The sequence below is a fragment of the Pontibacter oryzae genome, from assembly GCF_003576375.1.
GTDB classification, from domain to species: domain Bacteria; phylum Bacteroidota; class Bacteroidia; order Cytophagales; family Hymenobacteraceae; genus Pontibacter; species Pontibacter oryzae.
Window position 1 is genome coordinate 775,440 of the sequence record NZ_QWGE01000003.1, and the last position, 18,646, is coordinate 794,085.

Genomic DNA, 18,646 nt, shown 5'->3' on the forward strand with positions numbered 1-18,646 from the left:
TTTATTTATTTGGATTGCTTTGCCTGAGTTTGCTTGCTGGTGCTAGTTGTCAGCGCAAAGGTGTTATACCTTGCCCAAAACCAACTGGCAAACGCGGCATCAAAATTCAGGGGCCAAATACCCAGGGCCTGGAGGCGATACAGGTGCCTATGGATAAGAATGGCCGGGTTAAAAAGAAGCGGCGCAATTAATCCTGCATTAGAAACCACTTTAACAGGAATCAGTATACAACGATGATGAAGGTGCGTCTTGCAGCATATTGTTCTCAAAAGGTTCTGAAGTATGGCTTCAGCCTGTTGCTGTTCTTCCTGATAGGCACAGTGTCTGGTTACGGCCAGGTGAACCATGAGTCGCAGGCACAGCATGACCAGGAAGTGAAGCTTTCTCTGAAAGAAGCCTCTAAAGTAGATGCAGCTTATAAAGAAACACACCTTAACACCAATATTTATACTTTTAAAAAAGGAGCGGCAGGGCGTAAGCGCGTCTATAAAGATGGGCGTGATAAGTACCAATTTAACACGAGCGGTGAGCCGGTTAAAAAGTTAAAGCTCTTCAAAAAGAAACGGAAGTATAAACAGCGGAGCAAGAAAAAAGATTAATCCACACGAATAGAAAGGAAATACATATATGAATTGGCACCCGCTAACCAGTGTAGAGCAGTTAGATGAAATTCTGGAAGAGTCGAAGAACACACCGGTAGTGATTTTTAAGCACAGTACCTCTTGTTCTATCAGCTCAACGGCCAAAAGCCGCCTGGAGCGCCAATGGGCTGGCGCAGGCCTGGACCACGTAAAGCCCTATTACCTGGATTTGCTGAGTTACCGCCCGGTATCTAACGAGGTGGCAGAAACATTACACGTAACGCACCAGTCGCCGCAGCTTCTGCTTGTGCAGGACGGCATGTGCTCCTATGATGCATCGCACCTAAGCATAAGTGTAGATGCCCTGAAGAAAAAAGTGACGGCGAAGCAGTAATAACTGCCTCGCCGTTTTTTTGTTAGTACCGGAAGGTAATCGTTTGCTTTACATCCGGGTGCAGGCTGAGGGCCACCGGGCAGGTGCGGGCAGCATTCTCAAGCATCGCTTTCTCTTTATCGGAGTATGATTTGCCCGCAGGCATTGTAAATAACAGCTCCACTTCGGCAATGCGGCGCGGCTCTGCGGCCATGGTTTTGGTAATCTCAATCTCAATGCCTTCAATGTCGATGTTGCTGCGGTTGGCCACAATGCCCATAATTGTCATCATGCAGGAGCCGAGTGCGGCGCAAACCAAATCGGTAGGGGAGAATGCCTCGCCTTTCCCGTTATTGTCTACGGGGGCATCGGTGATGACGCAGTTGCCAGAGGCCAGGTGTTTGGCGGAAGTACGCAAATCACCTTTATAAACACTTTGTATTGTTGCCATACGTATAAAATCCTGAATTTGAAATACGCGTAAAGTTAATTACTTTTAGACAATCTGAAACGCCCTGTTCTGTGATTAGATATTTCGCATATGTACTTGTAGCAGCCCTGTTGAGCGCTGCCCCTGCCGTCGCCCAGTCGCAGGAAGACGAGAGCTTCCGTAACGAGCTAAGCTATGGCATCAACTTTAACTCTAACGGCGGCTTGATCGGAGGTGTGTTTATGCGCTCATCGTATTTCATGAACGAGCGCATGTACCAGTTTGGCGGAATCGAGATTGTAGAGATAAAGCACCCGAAAGAGAACCGCTATTACAGCCCGGTGTCCGGCGACTCGTTTATCTATGGTAAAAGGAATTACCTTTTTGTGGTGAGGCCGCACTATGGGCGTGAGCTGGTTCTTTTCCGTAAGGCGGCAGAGTCTGGTGTGCAGGTTAACGCCATTGGTGCCATAGGCCCTTCTATTGGCTTGCAAGTACCTTATTATATCGATTACAACTATAACGGCAACGGCACAGATATCCGGACAGTACCTTACGATGAGCGAGAGCACTCCAACCTAGATTATATTTTAGGAAGCGATACCGTATTCCGTGGCTTGGGCGAAGCCAAGATCAAGCCCGGCGTACACGCAAAGGCCGGCCTTAGCTTTGAGTATGGCCGTTACCGCGAAAGTATAGCTGGTATAGAGGTAGGCGTGTCTGTTGAGTATTTCCCAAGCAAGCCAGTTATCATTCCGCTGGCAGATAACAAGAACATCTTTACGGGCGTGTACCTTAATTTATACTACGGTACCCGGAAGTAATCCCCCACCCCGAACATTTGGGAGCTTGTTTTTGTTAGATAGGCAAACCATGCCATAGGCACATTTTTGCCCAATGGCTAAACTCTTAACCCATAACTTCCTATCTTTGCACCATGGATGAAATGATGACACTTCCGGTTATTCAGCCTAATGCCAAGCCCGAGGGGCTTAACGCACTGGGCCAGCCGCGCAAGCCAAACTGGCTGCGTGTAAAACTGCCGGTTGGGAAGGAGTACGCCAAAGTAAGAAGCATTGTAGACGAATATAAGCTGCACACCATTTGCGAGAGCGGCAATTGCCCGAATATGGGTGAGTGCTGGGGCGCTGGTACAGCTACGTTCATGATCTTAGGTAATGTGTGTACCCGCAGTTGCTCTTTCTGCGCTGTGGCTACAGGCCGCCCGAACGAGTATGACGAAGATGAGCCGCGCCGCGTAGCGGAGGCCATCAAGCTTATGGGTGTGAAGCATGCCGTGCTTACCTCGGTAAACCGCGATGAGCTGAAAGACCGTGGAGCCGCCATCTGGCACGAAACCGTAAAGCAGGTAAAGCTCATGTCGCCAACCACAACCATCGAGACGCTAATCCCGGACGTGAAGGCTAACTGGGATGCCCTGATCACGATGATCTCGCCAGGGCAGGAGGTTGTATCGCATAACATGGAGACAGTGAAAGAGCTGTATCGCCGCGTGCGCCCGCAGGCAAAATATGATCGCTCGCTGGAGCAGATACGCCGCACCAAAGAGTATGGCCAACGCACTAAAACCGGTATTATGCTGGGTTTAGGCGAAACGCGCGAGCAAGTATACCAAGCCATGGACGATCTGGCAGCCAACGGCTGCGATATCCTGACCTTGGGGCAGTACTTGCAGCCTACTAAAATGCACTTAGAGGTAGCCGAGTTTATACATCCGGACCTGTTCGACCACTACCGTGAGGAAGGGCTTAAGCGAGGCCTGAGGTACGTCGAGTCAGGGCCTTTAGTAAGATCTTCTTATCACGCAGAGCGCCATGTAAACGTTTAGCGTTAAAACATTAGATAGCCGAAGCCCCTGTTGCAAACATGTGCAACAGGGGCTTTTTTTTGTACTATTTTCTAGGTGTATAATTGGTAGGATAAAATAAAGAATTTTGATATTTTTTGTGCAATTTTTTGGATATAAAGTCCTGAAACGTAATTTTACTGCTGATTATCAGCTACTACGACTATGTAAACAACTTTTACCTTTTTCCTCTCTTTAGATTATTGCACTGTTTTATTTCTGCTTTGCCCATTAGCAGGCTGCTCTGCGGCAAGGAATATAGAATAAAAACAGCCTTTATTCGATAATTGGCATATATAGATATATGAACTTTATTAATTGCTAAAACCATTTCGAAACGAAGGAGTAAATACTATAAATAGGTAGATAAGTATATATATCTATTCATATTTTATTAAAAAATATTCTTTTATACTTAAGATTATATGATCCGACCTTTACTGCTGACCTTTCTGCTCCTGATAGGTAGTATCACTCAAAGCCTGGCGCAAACTGAGCAGGAAATAATGGGGCAGGCGACTAATTTTGCCGTGCTAGCCTCTAAAAAAATCGCTGTAAAAAGTATTTCTGGCGTAACGGGCAGCGTGGGCATAGAGAACCGCAGCAATATCGAGAACCCGGAATTGCTAAGCATACAAGAGGGTAGTATCCAAACGGGGGCTTCCGCCACTGGTGCTCAGGCCAGCGCCTTAGCTGCGTATAATCGCTTTGATGAGAAGGCTGGCGCTGTAACTATTACTAACCTGAACAGCGGAGCGACAGGCATCAGGCCTGGCCACTACAAGCTTACAGGCACAGCCAGCTTCGAGAGTGTGCTAACCCTGAACGCCGAGGGCAATCCGGATGGCCTGTATATCTTCGAAATTAACGGCGATTTGATTTCTAATGCTCCCAATGCAGCTATCCGTCTAATCTATGCGCAAAGCAAAAACGTGTATTGGATTGTGAGCGGCCGGGTAGACTTAGGCGGTATCACAAACTTCGTAGGTACTATAATTGCCAAAGGCGATGTATACTTACAGGACGGTGTAGGCGTTAATGGCCGAGCTATTTCTTTAGAAGGCACAGTAACGCTGGAACGCAACAACCTATACTTGCCGGGCATTGTGAGAACAGACGTAAAAGTTGTAAAGTCTGCGCCGGAGAAAACCTACAGAATTGGCGACGAGGTAACCTACACGATAGCCGTGAGCAACAGCGGCCCAGGTACAGCCTATGATGTTGTGATGCAAGATAAACTGCCTGCCTCCGGCCTGCAGTACGTAACAGGCTCTGCCGCTTTCGGCAAAGGCACTTTTGATCCCGCAACCTTGAAGTGGACTATCCCTAGCCTGGAGTTTGCGGAGACAGCCGAGATTAAGCTGACATTCAAGATCACTGAAGCAGGATCTCTCACTAATACGGCGGTCGTATCGTCTAGAGACCCTGATCCACAAAACGATGATAATTCTAGCTCTTGGACGATTATAGTCCCGGAAACAAATGCTGACCTAAGTATAACCAAGACCGCCGCCACGGCACCATATAGTGCCGGAGGAGAGGTAACCTATACTTTAACGGTTACAAACAATGGGCCTTACGATGCCAAGGCTGTTATAGTAACGGATGTACTTCCTGCAGGGCTAGAGTTTGTTTCTGCAACAGGAGGATATGTGCAAGCCAACGGTACATTTAACTTGGGTGACATGGCAGCAGGTACAAGTAAAACAGTTACCATCACAGCCCAGATAAACAAGAACGGCACGATCGTAAACACAGCAACAGTAGCCGGAAGCAACGAGGTGCCAGACCTTGATATGAATAACAACTCAGCCACTGCAGTTATCGAAGTGGCCTGCCCTGAGGTAACAGGCTTTGCTCTTACCGGACAAGCAACGTTATGCGAGGGCGTATCAAACATCACTTATACTGCCAAGCCAATTGCTGGGGCAACTTATACTTTCACGGCTACTGGTGGTGTGCAAATTATATCTCAGTCTGATAACGAGGTGACGATAACCGCAGGAGCTAGCAACGGAACAATTAGCGTTACGGCTACGGACCTTTGCAACAAAACGTACACAGCCAGCCAGAACATTACCGTAACACCAGCACTGGCAGTAGCAGTGATCAATGGCCCGGATGCTGTGTGCCAGAACAGCACCGGTAACACTTATGAAGTAACTGGTTATCCGGAAGGTACTATTTATAAATGGCAGGCCACAGGAGGCTTAACCATTACCTCTGCAGACAATGCGGCAACAGTAACGGTTAGTGCAGGCACTACAGGCGGCACGCTAACTCTAGCAGTAAGCAACACTTGCTTCACGCCTGCAGCAACTACTAAATTGGTAAATATTAAGCCACTGCCAGCGGCTCCTGTAACTATAACCGGAGAAACAGTAGTATGCGCTGGCTCGCAGCGAACCTATGCTGCCAGCGCAGTTACGGGAGCCACTTACTTCTGGGATCTTCCTACAGGCTGGTCAGTAGTGCCTGGCACACCAACCAACGAGCGGGAAATTACAGTAGTTATTGGCAACAGCAGCGGAACCATTGCAGTGTTTGGCAGCAACGAGTGCGGCATCAGCGAGCAGTCTGCATCTATCGCGGTAACTGTAAACGACAAGCCAGCCTTGCCAACCATTTCTGGCGAGACTACCGCCTGCAAAGGTACAGAGCTAACTTATTCGATAGCTAAAGTGGATGATGCCATTAAGTATAACTGGACGGTGCCTGCTACCTGGACTCTAGTTAGCGGCGAGGACACAAACAGCATTACAGTTAGAGTTGGTGAAGGAGATGGCAAGGTTACCGTGAACGTAGAAAACGGCTGCGGCGCCAGCGCAACAGCAGAGCTAGTAGTTGCTCCTACATCAGCACCTGCCAACCCAATCATCTCCGGCGATGCGGAGGTATGCGAAAACACGCAGGGGATAGTTTATACTGTAACTAATCCTGAGGCTGGGGCCACTTATACCTGGACACTGCCACAAGGTTGGAGCTTTGCGAATGGCATTAACACCGGCGTAAGTATAACTGCAATTGCTGGTACCACAGGAGGGAATGTGCAGGTGCAGGCTTCTAACGCCTGTAACAATGTAGTAATGGGTCAGCCGTTTCCTATTACAGTATTCGCGCCGCCAGTTACCCCTGGGCAGATAACCGACAACAGCAATGCATGCGATGGTCTTACCTTTAGCATTGATCCGGTTCAGGGTGCGGTAAGCTACAACTGGACGGTAACCGGTGGCTTTACAATCCTATCGGGCCAGGGCACAACTACTATCACTGTTACCGCAGATAATGCTACGCAAACTGGCACAGTAAGCGTGTCTACCGTAAACGGCCCATGCAGCAGCGTGGAGGCCTCAGCACCGATAGACGCCTCGCTGGCCGATGGCAACCTGGACTTCCCGAAAGCCTTTAGCCCGAACGGCGACCGCATTAACGATACCTGGGAGATTAAGAACCTGGAAAAATTCCCGGTAAACGAGGTAATTATCTTTAACCGCTGGGGCTCAGAAGTATACAAAACCAAAGGCTACCAGAACAACTGGACCGGCAACGGCCTGGAGCAAGGCACTTACTTCTACAAGGTAAGGGTAACCATTTGCGATGGCGTAGAGAAAGAGTTCACTGGATACGTAACGCTGTTCCGCTAGGCAGGAAGGCTTAAAATTTGAAATTCCGATGAAAATGAAAATATATTACCTGTTGCTGGCGCTGCTGATTACCACAGCAGCCAGCGCCCAGCAGAACCCGCAGTACTCGCAGTACATTTTTAACAGCATGTCTATCAACCCGGCGTATACCGGTAGCAAAAAGGTGCTGAACCTAAACCTGTTCCATCGTTCTCAGTGGATGGGCGTGGATGGCGCGCCAACCACACAGTCGCTGGCGCTGGATGGTTTGGTAGCCAATGAGAAGCTAGGCCTTGGCCTGAACCTGATGCACGATGAGATAGGTGCGCAAAGCACATTAAGCGCTTATGCCAACTTTGCGGTAAAGCTGCCGGTAAGCGCGAACGGTGTGTTTAGCCTGGGCATAGCGCCAGGGTTGGTGCAGCATACGCTGGATGGTGGCAAGTATGGCATTATAAACGACCCATCTATTCCGCAAGAAAAGCAAACAGACATTAAGCCGGAGATAAAGCTAGGGGCATACTTCCACTCACGCCGTTTCTATGCAGGCCTGTCAGGTACGGACCTGCTGAAGTTTGAGGATGAGAATCAGATAGAGCCGGAGCGCCATTATTACTTTACCTCGGGCTATGTGTTTGATGTGAGCCCTTTTGTGAAGCTGAAGCCAAGCGTGTTGGTGAAAGAGGATTTTAACGCACCTACCAGTGTAGACCTGAACGGATTTATACTTCTGGGCGATCGCCTGTGGCTGGGTAGTTCGTACCGTACCAGCATGAATATCTTTAATGACCCTGAAACAGATGAAGTTGAAAAGCGCACTGCGGTTGCCTTTATCGGGGAGCTGCAGGTACTGAAGCAGCTGCGCATCGGTTATTCCTACGATAAAATGCTGAACGGATACAGCGACCAAAGCACCCACGAAGTATCGGTTGGGTACTACTTCTTCCGCAAGAAGGACACAAAAATGCTTACGCCGCAGTACTTTTAACCTCAAGCGCTTACAAATCTATGAAGTTTACATATACACCCTTTTGCCTTATAGCTGCCGCCATACTTGGCACTGCGCCAATGGCCCAGGCACAGTCATCGCTGCGCAAAGCAGATAAACTTTTTGAAAATTACGAGTATGCCCTGGCACTGCAGCAATACCAGGAAGCCATACAAAAACACAAACCTACCCTAGAAACCACGGAGCGCATTGCTGCTGCCTACCGCATGACCCGCCAAAGCAAGGAAGCGGAAAACTGGTACAGCAAAGTAGTGAATATGGAAGGCCGCGACCCGATGAACCTATACTACTATGCGGAGGCGCTGCAAAGCAACGGCAAGTACAAAGAAGCCAAAGAGCGGTACATGCAGTGGGGCGAGGAAGTGCCGGAGCAGGCAGAGCGTGCGCAGGCGCTGATGCAGGCCACCGATAAAGCTACCCGCTGGATGAACGAACCTGCCGTGGCTGAGGTAAAACCATTGCCAGCACTTAACGCATCCGGCTTCTCAGATTTTAGCCCGGTATTGTATGGCAATAACAGCCTGATCTTTACCTCAGACAGAGGCGTGAGCAAAGCAGGCAAGGAGGCAAAGGTTTACGGCTGGACTGGCCGCCCATATTTGCAGCTGTTTATGGCCCAGCAAAATGGCCAGGATAGCTGGAGCCAACCAGCGGCGCTTCAGGAGGTCGTAAACGAAGGCTACCACAACGCAACGGCTTCCGCAGCAAAAACCGGCGAAAAGCTATACTTCACCCGAACCAAAATGGTGTCTGCCTTGGATAACACCAATGCAGACCCGACCAGTTGGGTAGAGAAACCACAGAAACCAAATTACATCAACCGCCTCGAGATTTACTCAACGGATAAGCAGGGCGGCAGCTGGTCTAACGTGCAGCCGTTTGCTTATAATAAGGTGGAAGAGTACTCTATTGGGCACCCGGCCATCTCACCGGACGGGCAGATCTTATACTTTGCCTCAGATATGCCGGGCACACTGGGCGATACCGATATCTTCTATAGCAAGCGCAATACTGATGGAACCTGGGCAGAACCTGTAAATGCTGGCCCAGCCATTAACACAAGTGGCCGCGAGAGCTTCCCGTATGTGGATGTCAATGGCAAATTATACTTCGCTTCTGACGGGCACCTAGGTATGGGCGGCATGGATATCTTCTCAGCCGAGGGCGAGCAAGGCAACTGGCGCGATGTGCGTAATTTAGGTTACCCGATAAACTCCCCGCAAAACGACTACGGCATCATGTTTACGGAGCCTGGCGCACGCGGTCTGCTATCGTCTAACCGCGACTCTCAGAACGGCACCGAGGATATATACGCCTTTACCGTGCTGCAAAAACCAGTTATCCTAGCCATTACCACGGTAGGGCGTTTCCAGAACAGCCAGAAAAAAACCGTGCAGGAGCCATTACCGGAAACCAGAATTATGGTGGCACGCCAAAGCTCAACAGACTCTACGGTAGTTGTTACAGATAAGGATGCTAAGTTTTACATGGATGCCCGCACAGGCAATGCTTATACCTTCTCAGGCTCAAAGCTTGGTTACTTAAAGATGGTATCAAACGTAACAGTGCCTGCTAATGCCCCGGACACGATGAAGGTAGCGCTGGTGTTTGACAAGAACGAGATAGAAAAAGCCATTGTGCTGGAAAACATCTATTACGACCTGGACAAGTGGGATATTCGACCGGATGCAGCCAAAGAGCTGGACAAGATTGTAACGCTGCTTAAAAACAACCCGCGCGTGGAGATGGAGCTAAGCTCGCATACCGATAGCCGCGAAAGCCAGCAGTATAACCAGTTGCTGTCCGAAAGGCGTGCTCAGGCCGCTGTGGATTACTTAGTGTCAAAAGGTATTAATAAAAACCGCTTGACAGCTAAGGGCTACGGAAAAACAAGATTAGTGAACCAGTGCGCCACGGGCGTAGAGTGCTCGGAGGCTGAGCATCAACTTAACCGCCGCACCGAGTTCACGATCAAGAAAAACTGATTTAGTTCTAAATAGCTTTCATAGTTTAGAAAGGCTCTGCAGACTCTGTGGGGCCTTTTTTAATGAGTCCGGAGTATCAGTGTGGCTGTGGTTGAAAACAAAGACAACAGGCAACTGTTCAAAAAGCCGGGCAAGGTACCAGCCAGCTCATAAAAGCTCAAAATGCTTGTAATTATACTTCACAGCTTATAAAGCATTGTAGTGTTTGATGCTTGGCTTTGCCGAACCATAGACCTTGAACCTGTTTCACCGTTTTGACTTGTTGATATTTCCTGGCATATGAATCGATACATACTTAAAACCCGATTGCTGTTTTGCTTGTTGATCTTGCTTGTGCCACAAGGCTTATGGGCACAGGAACTCTATACAGGCTATATAAAGGATGCGGCTACACAACAACCGCTGGGAGGGGTCACCATACAGGCCAGTTCAGGGCATAAAAGCATGAGCCAACCGAACGGCCGCTTTACCCTCGAAACGCCTGCTGTGATAGAGCGCATTGCTTTTACGTTTCTAGGCTACAAATCCCAGGATATAGTTAACCCAAGAACAGGGCAGGAGCTACAGGTGCTTCTGCAGCCCACAGCTGCCAGCCTGCAAGAAGTGGTTGTAACGGGCTATGAAACCGGCAGGCCTCTTTTGCAAACCGCCGGCGCTGTAAGCCTGATAGACCGTGAAGTGATTGCGCGGTTTGATGAAAGCTCCTTAACGCGGGCGGTTAACACAGTGCCCGGGGTGCGGATGGAGGAGCGAGCACCAGCCAGTTACAGGCTATCTATCCGGGGCAGCACGCTTCGCTCGCCTTATGGCATCCGCAACGTGAAAATATACTTTAACGGCATCCCTTTTACAGAAGCTAACGGCACCACGGCCCTGAATCTGCTGGATGCCGGCAACATAGGAAGTATAGAAATTCTGAAAGGCCCTACCGCCAGTTTATATGGCGCAGGCACTGGGGGCACCGTGCTTTTAGAGCCGCAGCGCCCTGTGCCAGGCAGCCATACGTTAGAAGTGGGCACAACTATCGGCGATTATGGCCTCCGACGTTATGCCGCTACTGCGGGTGTTGCCACAGAAAACAGCAGTATATTGGTACAGTACACTAAGCAAAAGTATGGTGGTTATCGGGAGCAGGCGGCTATGGACCGCGATGTGCTGCTGCTTAGCTCTGAGTTTAAGCTATCTGCTAGGCAAACGCTCGCGGCAAACCTGATGTATTCCAATTTATACTATGAGCTGCCGGGTGGGCTAACGCAGGAGCAATACAACCAGGATCCACGCCAGGCACGGGGCGGGCAGTTCGGGAGCGTGGCGCAGCAAGCCTCCCTCGACCTGGAAGGTATAAACATTGGGTTAAAGCAAGAGTATGATTTTAACGACAGCTTCCGGAATACTACTGCGCTTTATGGGTTGCACAAGTTTAAGGACAATCCATTTAATACCGATTATGAGCGCAACACCAACCAAGAGTTTGGCGGGCGCACCAGCTTTGCCTATACCCAGCAACTCGGAAGTATACTTGCCACCTATACGCTGGGCGGTGAGTTTCAGCGAGGCTTTGAGGCAGCACGAACCTACGACAACAATGGCGGAACGCCTGGTAACCTCCGAACGGATGACGAGGTAGTGGCCAAAGCTGGTTTCGTATTTGCACAGGCCGAGCTGGAACTTCCTGCCGGCATAATAGCCACAGCAGCCCTGAGCCTGAACGATGCCCGTTACGAAATAACCCGGCTAGGCAGCGGTGCCTACAAGTATGAAAAGGATTTTGATGGCGTGCTGTCGCCGCGAGTAGCTATACTTAAGCAACTCACCGATAAAATCACGGCGCATGCCAGCGTGAGCTCCGGCTTTTCACCGCCCACCGAGGAGGAGATCCTGACCTCGGACGGGCAGCTGAACGAAGACCTGGAGGCAGAAAAAGGCACAAACTACGAGGCCGGCATTCGGGGCTCGTTAGCTGATAGCCGTTTTAATTTTGATGTGGTAGGCTTTTATTTCAACCTAAAGGAGACAATTGTGAGCCAGCAGGACGTATCCAGCGTGGCCGTGTTCCGGAACGTGGGAAGCACCAGGCAAAAAGGCGTCGAAACAAGTATGGCCTATACTTTACTAAACCAACCAACGCAAACCCTTAGCTTGCTTAAAGTATGGGCGAGCTATACATACAGCCATTTCCGGTTCCGGGAATATCAAAAAGGCGAGACGGATTTATCAGGAAAAAAACTAACTGGGGTTGCCCCGCATGCCGTAACTGCAGGCCTGGATTTTAACACGCGGGTTGGCCTTTACCTTAACCTAACCGGTAACTACGCAGATAGAATTCCTTTGAACGATGAGAACACCGTATATGCCACGAGCTATGTGGTTGCCGCTGCCAAATTAGGCCTGAGAAAACAGTTGGGCGCTCACTTTGGTTTAGACGTATTTGGCGGCGTAGATAACCTGACAGATGAAAAGTATAGCCTCGGCAACGACCTGAACGCCTTTGGTGGGCGCTTCTTCCAACCAGCCCCGGATCGCAATTATTATGGAGGAATCAGCCTGAAGTATACGCTGTAAAACTAACGTACGGGTTGTGGCGGGAACTGCGCCATGATATCAGCCACGATCAAGTTAATGCGCTCTTCGTCTAGAGAGGTAGGGTTTAAGTTGGCCTGGGAGTAACCGCGCCATAAAAGCTGGTTTGATTCCGGGGAGATAATATCTATTACTACCGTGCCGGAAGGCAGCGACTGGATAGGACGGTAGTTTGGTAGCCCAACGGTGGTATAGCGGTAGCGGTAGCCATACCAGTAACTGTAACTATAGCCAAAACCGCTGGGGAAAGTATAGCTGTCGTTTACCATTTGGCTGGTATCCACGGCAATATCGTAGGCAACAAGAAAATCCGGAGTTTCGGCTTCTGGCTGCATGCCGGTTTTCACCAGTTCGCTGGCAACAGCCTCTTTTATGCGCTGGTCCAGCAGCAGGTTAAACTGCGAGCCTGCGCTGCCGGCTATGGGTTTGGGTACCTCGGCCTTATACCAGCCAAAGGTGCTTAACTGCCCGAAATCTGTGGAGGGATTGTAAGTGTAGGATGTGTTGGCTACTATGCGGGTGCAAGCAGCCATCAAAAACATCAGGAAAAGAAAAGTATAAAAAAGGCCTGCTTTCATCTCGGGATATCCATTAATGCAATTAACGAGCTATACGGATGATATATTGCCAAGGCCGAAGAGGCACCGACAGGTATTAGCGGCGGCGCTTCGCTTTTTGCTTTGGCTGAGCCAACTCATGCTGTACCCATACAGTCAGCTCATCGCTCATACTCTTACTGCTTACACTCTCCGTAAAAATAGAAACAGCCTGAGCCTTCTCTATCTCTACTTTTTTAGGGGTGCTCTCTGGGGTGGCAGTTACCTTAGTACCGTTATCAGTATGCATAGCTAATGACGCAGAAAATGCTTGCGCTGATGCAGAATTTGCTACAAGGGCAAAGGCAAAAGAGAAAAATGCTATGTTTAATGATTTAATCATACTAATTATGTAAAAATGGCTATAACTGCGTGATAATGCTGCAAATATATGTATATATATGATATGCAATAGTATAGATAATGATTTTCGGTTTATATTTTTGTTGATATAGTTCTATTGTAGATGTCTAAAATAGGATTATGCTTATGGTATATTAGTTTTAAGGCTTTCCGTGAAGGAGTTTATTAGATTCTAGTTAGCTGAAAAAAACTCATCTTGTTAAAGAAAAATGCGGACGATAGAAAGTGCGAGTTGCTACTAGAAAGTATGGCGCTTCAGGAATAGTATAAAAGCAAAAAGCCTGACCAAGTGGCCAGGCTTTTTGTTGCGTAAATAATTAAGCAGCTTATCCTATGGCTACCATTTCATTATCATTTTCGTTATATGCCTCAATCGGGGCGCAAGAGCAAACCAGGTTACGGTCGCCGTAGGCGCTGTCGATGCGGCTAACAGTTGGCCATACTTTGATGTCGCGCAAGTATGGCATCGGGAACACGGCTTTCTCGCGGGTGTACGGGCGGTCCCAGTTTTCTACCATCACCACTTTGGCTGTGTGCGGCGCGTTCTTCAGCACGTTGTTCTTCTGGTCAGCCTTGCCTGCCTCAATCTCGCGGATTTCCTCACGGATAGAGATCATTACTTCGCAGAATCTGTCCAGCTCTTCCTGTGCCTCCGACTCCGTTGGCTCTACCATCAGGGTGCCGGCAACCGGGAACGATACCGTCGGCGCATGGAAGCCATAATCCATCAGACGCTTGGCAATGTCTTCTACCTCAACACCTGCTTTCTTGAACTCACGGCAATCCAGGATCATCTCGTGTGCGCAGCGGCCATTTTTGCCAACATACAGTACCGGGTAGTGCTTCTCGAGGCGGGCTTTAATATAGTTTGCGTTCAGGATTGCAATTTTTGTGGCCTCTGTTAATCCATCACCGCCCATCATGGCAATGTATGCATAAGAGATAGGCAGGATAGAGGCAGAACCCCAAGGCGCCGCCGAAACCGCAGGTATGGCATCCTTGCGACCTAAGTCAACCACAGCGTGGCCTGGCAAGAAAGGTACTAGATCTGCTACCACACCGATAGGGCCAACGCCTGGTCCGCCGCCGCCATGAGGGATGCAGAAGGTCTTGTGCAGGTTCAGGTGGCAAACATCCGCTCCGATAGTTGCCGGAGACGTAAGCCCTACCTGGGCGTTCATGTTCGCGCCGTCCATGTACACGCGTCCGCCATTGTCGTGGATGATCTGGCAGATCTCGATGATGCTCTCCTCATACACGCCGTGGGTAGATGGGTAGGTCACCATCAGGCAAGACAGTTCATTTTTATACTGCTCGGCCTTCGCGCGCAGGTCTGCTACATCAATGTTTCCTTTCTCATCACATTTCACGATAACCACTTTCATGCCGGCCATTACCGCAGAAGCGGGGTTAGTGCCGTGCGCAGAAGAAGGAATCAAGGAAATATTTCTGTGGCCTTCGCCTCTGGACTCGTGGTACGCGCGGATAACCATTAGGCCGGCATACTCGCCTTGGGCACCGGAGTTTGGCTGCAGCGATACGCCATCAAAACCGGTTACCTCGCACAGCCAGGCTTCTAGGTCAGTGAAGATCTGCTTGTAGCCCTGTGTTTGGCTGGCAGGGGCGAAGGGATGCAGTTGCCCAATCTCTGGCCAGGTTACCGGAATCATCTCGGCAGTGGCGTTCAGTTTCATGGTGCAAGAGCCAAGCGAGATCATGGAATGCACCAATGAAATATCCTTGTTTTCAAGGCGCTTCATGTAGCGCAGGATCTCATGCTCAGAGTGATGCTCGTTAAACACCTCATGCGTCAGGTACTCGCTCTTACGAATCAGTCCGTCTGCCCAGGTGATTTCAGTTTCCTCCGGAAGCTCATTTATACTTAAAACATCCGCAGACTTACCGGACACTTTTGCAAAAACAGCAAGTATGGCTTTTATGTCCTGCAGGTCAGTGTTTTGGTGCAGCGAGATGCCAATGTTCTTCTCTCCGAAATAACGGAAGTTGATGCCGGCAGCCTCAGCCTCCTGGCGGATAGCCTGCGCCATGTCCGCACTCTCTGCTACTGTATTAAGTGTATCGAAGTACTGCTCGTTCTGCTGTGTAAAGCCAAGTGCCTTTAAGCCACTTTCTAGTTGCTGTGCCAGCGCGTGCGTGTTCAGGCCGATATACTTCAGGCGGCGTGGACCATGATACACGGCATACATACCTGCTATAACTGCCAGCAGCACCTGTGCGGTACAGATATTGGAGGTTGCTTTTTCGCGGCGGATGTGCTGCTCGCGTGTTTGCAATGCCATTCGGTACGCTTTGTTGCCGTCGGCATCCACAGAAAGGCCAATTATACGGCCAGGGATAACACGCTTAAAGGTATCGCGGGTAGCAAAGTATCCGGCATGCGGGCCACCAAATCCCATCGGTACGCCAAAACGCTGGGTAGTGCCCACTACGGCATCAGCGCCCATCTCACCCGGAGGAGTTAATAAGGTAAGCGAAAGAATGTCGGCAGCTACGGCTACCATCATGCCCTGCTCGTGTGCTTTGGCAATAAAATCAGTATAATCAAAAATGGCACCGTCGGCAGCAGGGTACTGCACAATAGCGCCAAACAGTGTCTCGTCTTCCAAGTTTGCCTCGCGGTGGTCGCCTATCACCAGTTCTATGCCCAGTGGTGTGGCACGCAGGTTCAGGATATCGATGGTTTGCGGCAGCACCTGCTCTGATACAAAAAAGCGGGTAGCGCTCTTGCGGGAGCCTTTGCGCTGCGAGAAGAACATGGCCATGGCCTCAGCGGCGGCGGTTCCCTCATCCAGAAGCGAGGCATTCGCGATTTCCATACCTGTCAGGTCCATCACCATGGTTTGGTAATTGATCAGCGCCTCCAGTCGGCCCTGCGCAATCTCAGCCTGGTATGGCGTATAGGCCGTGTACCAGCCCGGGTTCTCCATGATGTTACGAAGTATAACCGGCGGCAGAATGGTGTCGTTGTAGCCAAGGCCGATGTACGACTTGTATACTTTGTTCTGCTTGGCGATCTGCGAAAACTTGTTCAGGAAGTCTCTCTCAGAAAGTGCAGCTGGCAGGTTAAGCGGTTTCTTAAGTCGGATCGCGGCTGGTACGGTTTCCTCAATCAGTTGATCCAGTGTGTCTACGCCAATGGTGCGCAGCATGTCCTGCATTTGCTCTTTGTCGGGGCCGTTGTGGCGCTCCTTAAACACATCCGCAGGTTTGGTTTTAAAAATCATAACGGTGATATATTGGTCTGGAATTTTTGGGTTTTCGGCACCTCAGGGCGCGGGCACTTTACCTGCTCCCGATCTTTTTACAAAAGTAGTAATAGTTTATTATATTGAAGCATCAAAGCAAAATAGTTAGAAGCTAGCCAAAGGCCTTTCGGGAAAGCATAAATCCCTGAAGTATAAGTGGCATCAGCTAGATTTGTTTATGACACTAACACTAAAACAGCGGCAACAATTCAGGAGGCATACGTATGAGCAAACTAAAGATCGGCATCATTAAAGAAGGGAAAATACCGGTAGATAAACGTGTGCCCCTTACGCCTAAGAAATGCGTGGAGGCTTTGCAGGAGTTTCCGGATATGGAAATTGTTGTGCAGCCCAGCGATATCCGCAGCTTTTCCGATGAGGAGTATGAAGAACTCGGCATTCCGCTACAGCAGGATTTAAGCGATTGCGATGTGCTGATGGGGGTGAAGGAGGTGCCGGTTGAGCAGCTTATCCCCAACAAAACATACTTCTTCTTCTCGCATACTATAAAGATGCAGCCTCACAACGCCAAACTGCTGCGCGCCATACTTGACAAAAACATCACGCTGATTGACTATGAAACATTAAAAACCGCAGACGGGCAGCGTGTAGTAGCCTTTGGCAGGTATGCCGGTATAGTAGGAGCCTATAATGGTATACTTACTTACGGCCGAAAGCATAAGCTTTTCAACCTGAAGCCAGCATACCTGTGCCATGAGCTGGAGGATATGCAGGAAGAATACTTTAAGGTAAAACTGCCTCCTATAAAGATTGCCGTAACCGGAGGCGGGCGCGTGGCAGGCGGTGCCATGGAAGTGCTGGATAAAATGGGCATCCGAAAGGTCAGCGTGTTCGATTACCTGTACAAGCAGTTCACAGAGCCGGTGTATGCCCAACTGCATTCCGGCGATTATAATACCCGCCCCGATGTGGAAGTATGGGACTCCCCGGATTTCTATGCCAACCCACACTTATATAAGAGTACCTTCCGGAAATTCACACGCGTCACCGACCTGCTGCTGGCCTGCGCATACTGGGACCCACGCGCCCCAAAGCTGTTTACCGAAGAAGAAACCCGCGAGCCTGACTTTAAGATAGACACCATTGCCGACATTACCTGCGATGTAAACGGCTCCATACCTACTACAAAGCGGTCGTCAACCATCCTTGAGCCAGCTTACGATTATAACCCGGACACGGCAGAACTAGAACCAGCCTACACAAGCGATCGAAACATCACTGTGATGGCTGTAGACAACCTGCCATGCGAGCTGCCCCGCAACGCCTCCCGCGATTTTGGCCGCCACCTAATAGATAATGTGGTACCGCACTTCTTTAATGGAGATGCCGAACACATGCTGGAGCGGGCAACCATTGCACGAGCCGGTAAGCTAACCCCGCGCTATGCCTACTTGCAAGGGTATGCCGACAGCGCCAGGAATGACAAAAAGCATGAGGCAGTATAAACGTAAGCCTCTTCTTATATATAAGGTATGATATAAGAAGAGGTAACTGCTCTGTTAAAAGACACCTTAATTAAGGGATGGGTTTGATACTATAGAGTAGCTATACTATTAATACAGGGCTGAAAGTAGGCGTGAAAACCTGAGAGAAGCATAGCTGATGTTACGGATGCTGAAACGTTTGAAAATATTGTGCTTCAAAATCAAGTCATTACCTCTAATGTTAAATTAGTTTTACCTGCAGTGCTTGCTTTAAAAGGGGAAAGAGCTACCTTTGCAACGCGTTCCAGCAGGGGACAAGCGCAAAAAGAGAAATCAGAAGCAAATAAAAGATTAAAAAAACTTCTTTTCAGTGTTGCGGAGTTCGGTTTTAATTCCCTACCTTTGCATCCCGCTTCGGAAGGGGGCCTCGGCGAAGGGCCGGGGAAAAAAATACTGAAAAAAAGAGTTGCGAAGTTCGGGGAGTTTTCCCTACCTTTGCAGCCCGCTCCGGAAGGGGCGCCTCGGCCG

14 protein-coding genes are annotated in these 18,646 nt (G+C 49.6%); 10 read left to right on the forward strand and 4 right to left on the reverse strand.

From position 1 onward, the window contains the following. The first annotated feature begins 233 nt into the window (after positions 1–233). Both D1627_RS12130 and ytxJ read left to right on the forward strand, forming a co-directional pair. Positions 234–599 carry a hypothetical protein gene (locus D1627_RS12130; RefSeq protein ID WP_119432491.1) on the forward strand — a complete coding sequence of 122 codons (366 nt, stop codon included), beginning with the start codon at positions 234–236 and terminating at the stop codon, positions 597–599. 28 nt (positions 600–627) lie between these two features. Then, positions 628–975: a bacillithiol system redox-active protein YtxJ gene (gene ytxJ / locus D1627_RS12135; protein WP_119432492.1), complete on the forward strand. Its 348-nt coding sequence runs from the start codon at positions 628–630 to the stop codon at positions 973–975. Positions 976–997: 22 nt separating this feature from the next. Here ytxJ and D1627_RS12140 read toward each other — a convergent pair whose 3' ends face one another. Continuing rightward, positions 998–1,405 carry an OsmC family protein gene (locus D1627_RS12140; protein ID WP_119432493.1) on the reverse strand — a complete coding sequence of 136 codons (408 nt, stop codon included), beginning with the start codon at positions 1,403–1,405 and terminating at the stop codon, positions 998–1,000. A 71-nt stretch (positions 1,406–1,476) separates the two neighbouring features. Between D1627_RS12140 and D1627_RS12145 the strand changes: the two genes are divergently transcribed. The 6 genes from D1627_RS12145 to D1627_RS12170 all read left to right on the forward strand — a co-directional run bounded on the left by D1627_RS12145 (position 1,477) and on the right by D1627_RS12170 (position 12,430). Continuing rightward, the gene (locus D1627_RS12145; RefSeq protein ID WP_119432494.1) at positions 1,477–2,208 is read left to right on the forward strand and encodes a hypothetical protein; all 732 of its coding nucleotides are present in this window, start codon (positions 1,477–1,479) and stop codon (positions 2,206–2,208) included. Between the two features lie 122 nt (positions 2,209–2,330). After that, positions 2,331–3,233, forward strand: a complete 903-nt coding sequence (gene lipA, locus D1627_RS12150; protein WP_233555619.1) for a lipoyl synthase — start codon at positions 2,331–2,333, stop codon at positions 3,231–3,233. A gap of 443 nt (positions 3,234–3,676) precedes the next feature. Then, positions 3,677–6,895: an ice-binding family protein gene (locus tag D1627_RS12155; RefSeq protein WP_119432495.1), complete on the forward strand. Its 3,219-nt coding sequence runs from the start codon at positions 3,677–3,679 to the stop codon at positions 6,893–6,895. 34 nt (positions 6,896–6,929) lie between these two features. Next, positions 6,930–7,862 (forward strand): PorP/SprF family type IX secretion system membrane protein, encoded by a 933-nt coding sequence (locus D1627_RS12160; RefSeq protein WP_119432560.1) that lies wholly within the window; start codon positions 6,930–6,932, stop codon positions 7,860–7,862. 20 nt (positions 7,863–7,882) lie between these two features. Next, positions 7,883–9,868: an OmpA family protein gene (locus tag D1627_RS12165; RefSeq protein WP_119432496.1), complete on the forward strand. Its 1,986-nt coding sequence runs from the start codon at positions 7,883–7,885 to the stop codon at positions 9,866–9,868. 279 nt (positions 9,869–10,147) lie between these two features. Beyond that, entirely contained in the window at positions 10,148–12,430 is a 2,283-nt protein-coding gene (locus tag D1627_RS12170) for a TonB-dependent receptor domain-containing protein (RefSeq protein ID WP_119432497.1), read from the forward strand. A 2-nt stretch (positions 12,431–12,432) separates the two neighbouring features. Here the strand turns inward: D1627_RS12170 and D1627_RS12175 are convergent, their stop codons facing one another. The 3 genes from D1627_RS12175 to gcvP form a co-directional block, all read right to left on the reverse strand. Further along, positions 12,433–13,026: a DUF4136 domain-containing protein gene (locus D1627_RS12175; RefSeq protein WP_119432498.1), complete on the reverse strand. Its 594-nt coding sequence runs from the start codon at positions 13,024–13,026 to the stop codon at positions 12,433–12,435. Positions 13,027–13,102: 76 nt separating this feature from the next. Continuing rightward, entirely contained in the window at positions 13,103–13,294 is a 192-nt protein-coding gene (locus D1627_RS12180; RefSeq protein ID WP_147383291.1) for a hypothetical protein, read from the reverse strand. Positions 13,295–13,733: 439 nt separating this feature from the next. Continuing rightward, positions 13,734–16,652, reverse strand: a complete 2,919-nt coding sequence (gene gcvP / locus D1627_RS12185; protein WP_119432500.1) for an aminomethyl-transferring glycine dehydrogenase — start codon at positions 16,650–16,652, stop codon at positions 13,734–13,736. Positions 16,653–16,897: 245 nt separating this feature from the next. Here gcvP and D1627_RS12190 point away from each other — a divergent pair, with 245 nt between their 5' ends. Together D1627_RS12190 and D1627_RS18540 are read left to right on the forward strand one after the other, a co-directional pair. Then, positions 16,898–18,139, forward strand: a complete 1,242-nt coding sequence (locus D1627_RS12190; protein WP_119432501.1) for an NAD(P)-dependent oxidoreductase — start codon at positions 16,898–16,900, stop codon at positions 18,137–18,139. Between the two features lie 189 nt (positions 18,140–18,328). Next, the coding region (locus D1627_RS18540) for a hypothetical protein (protein ID WP_233555614.1) at positions 18,329–18,646 on the forward strand (318 nt) is incomplete at its 3' end.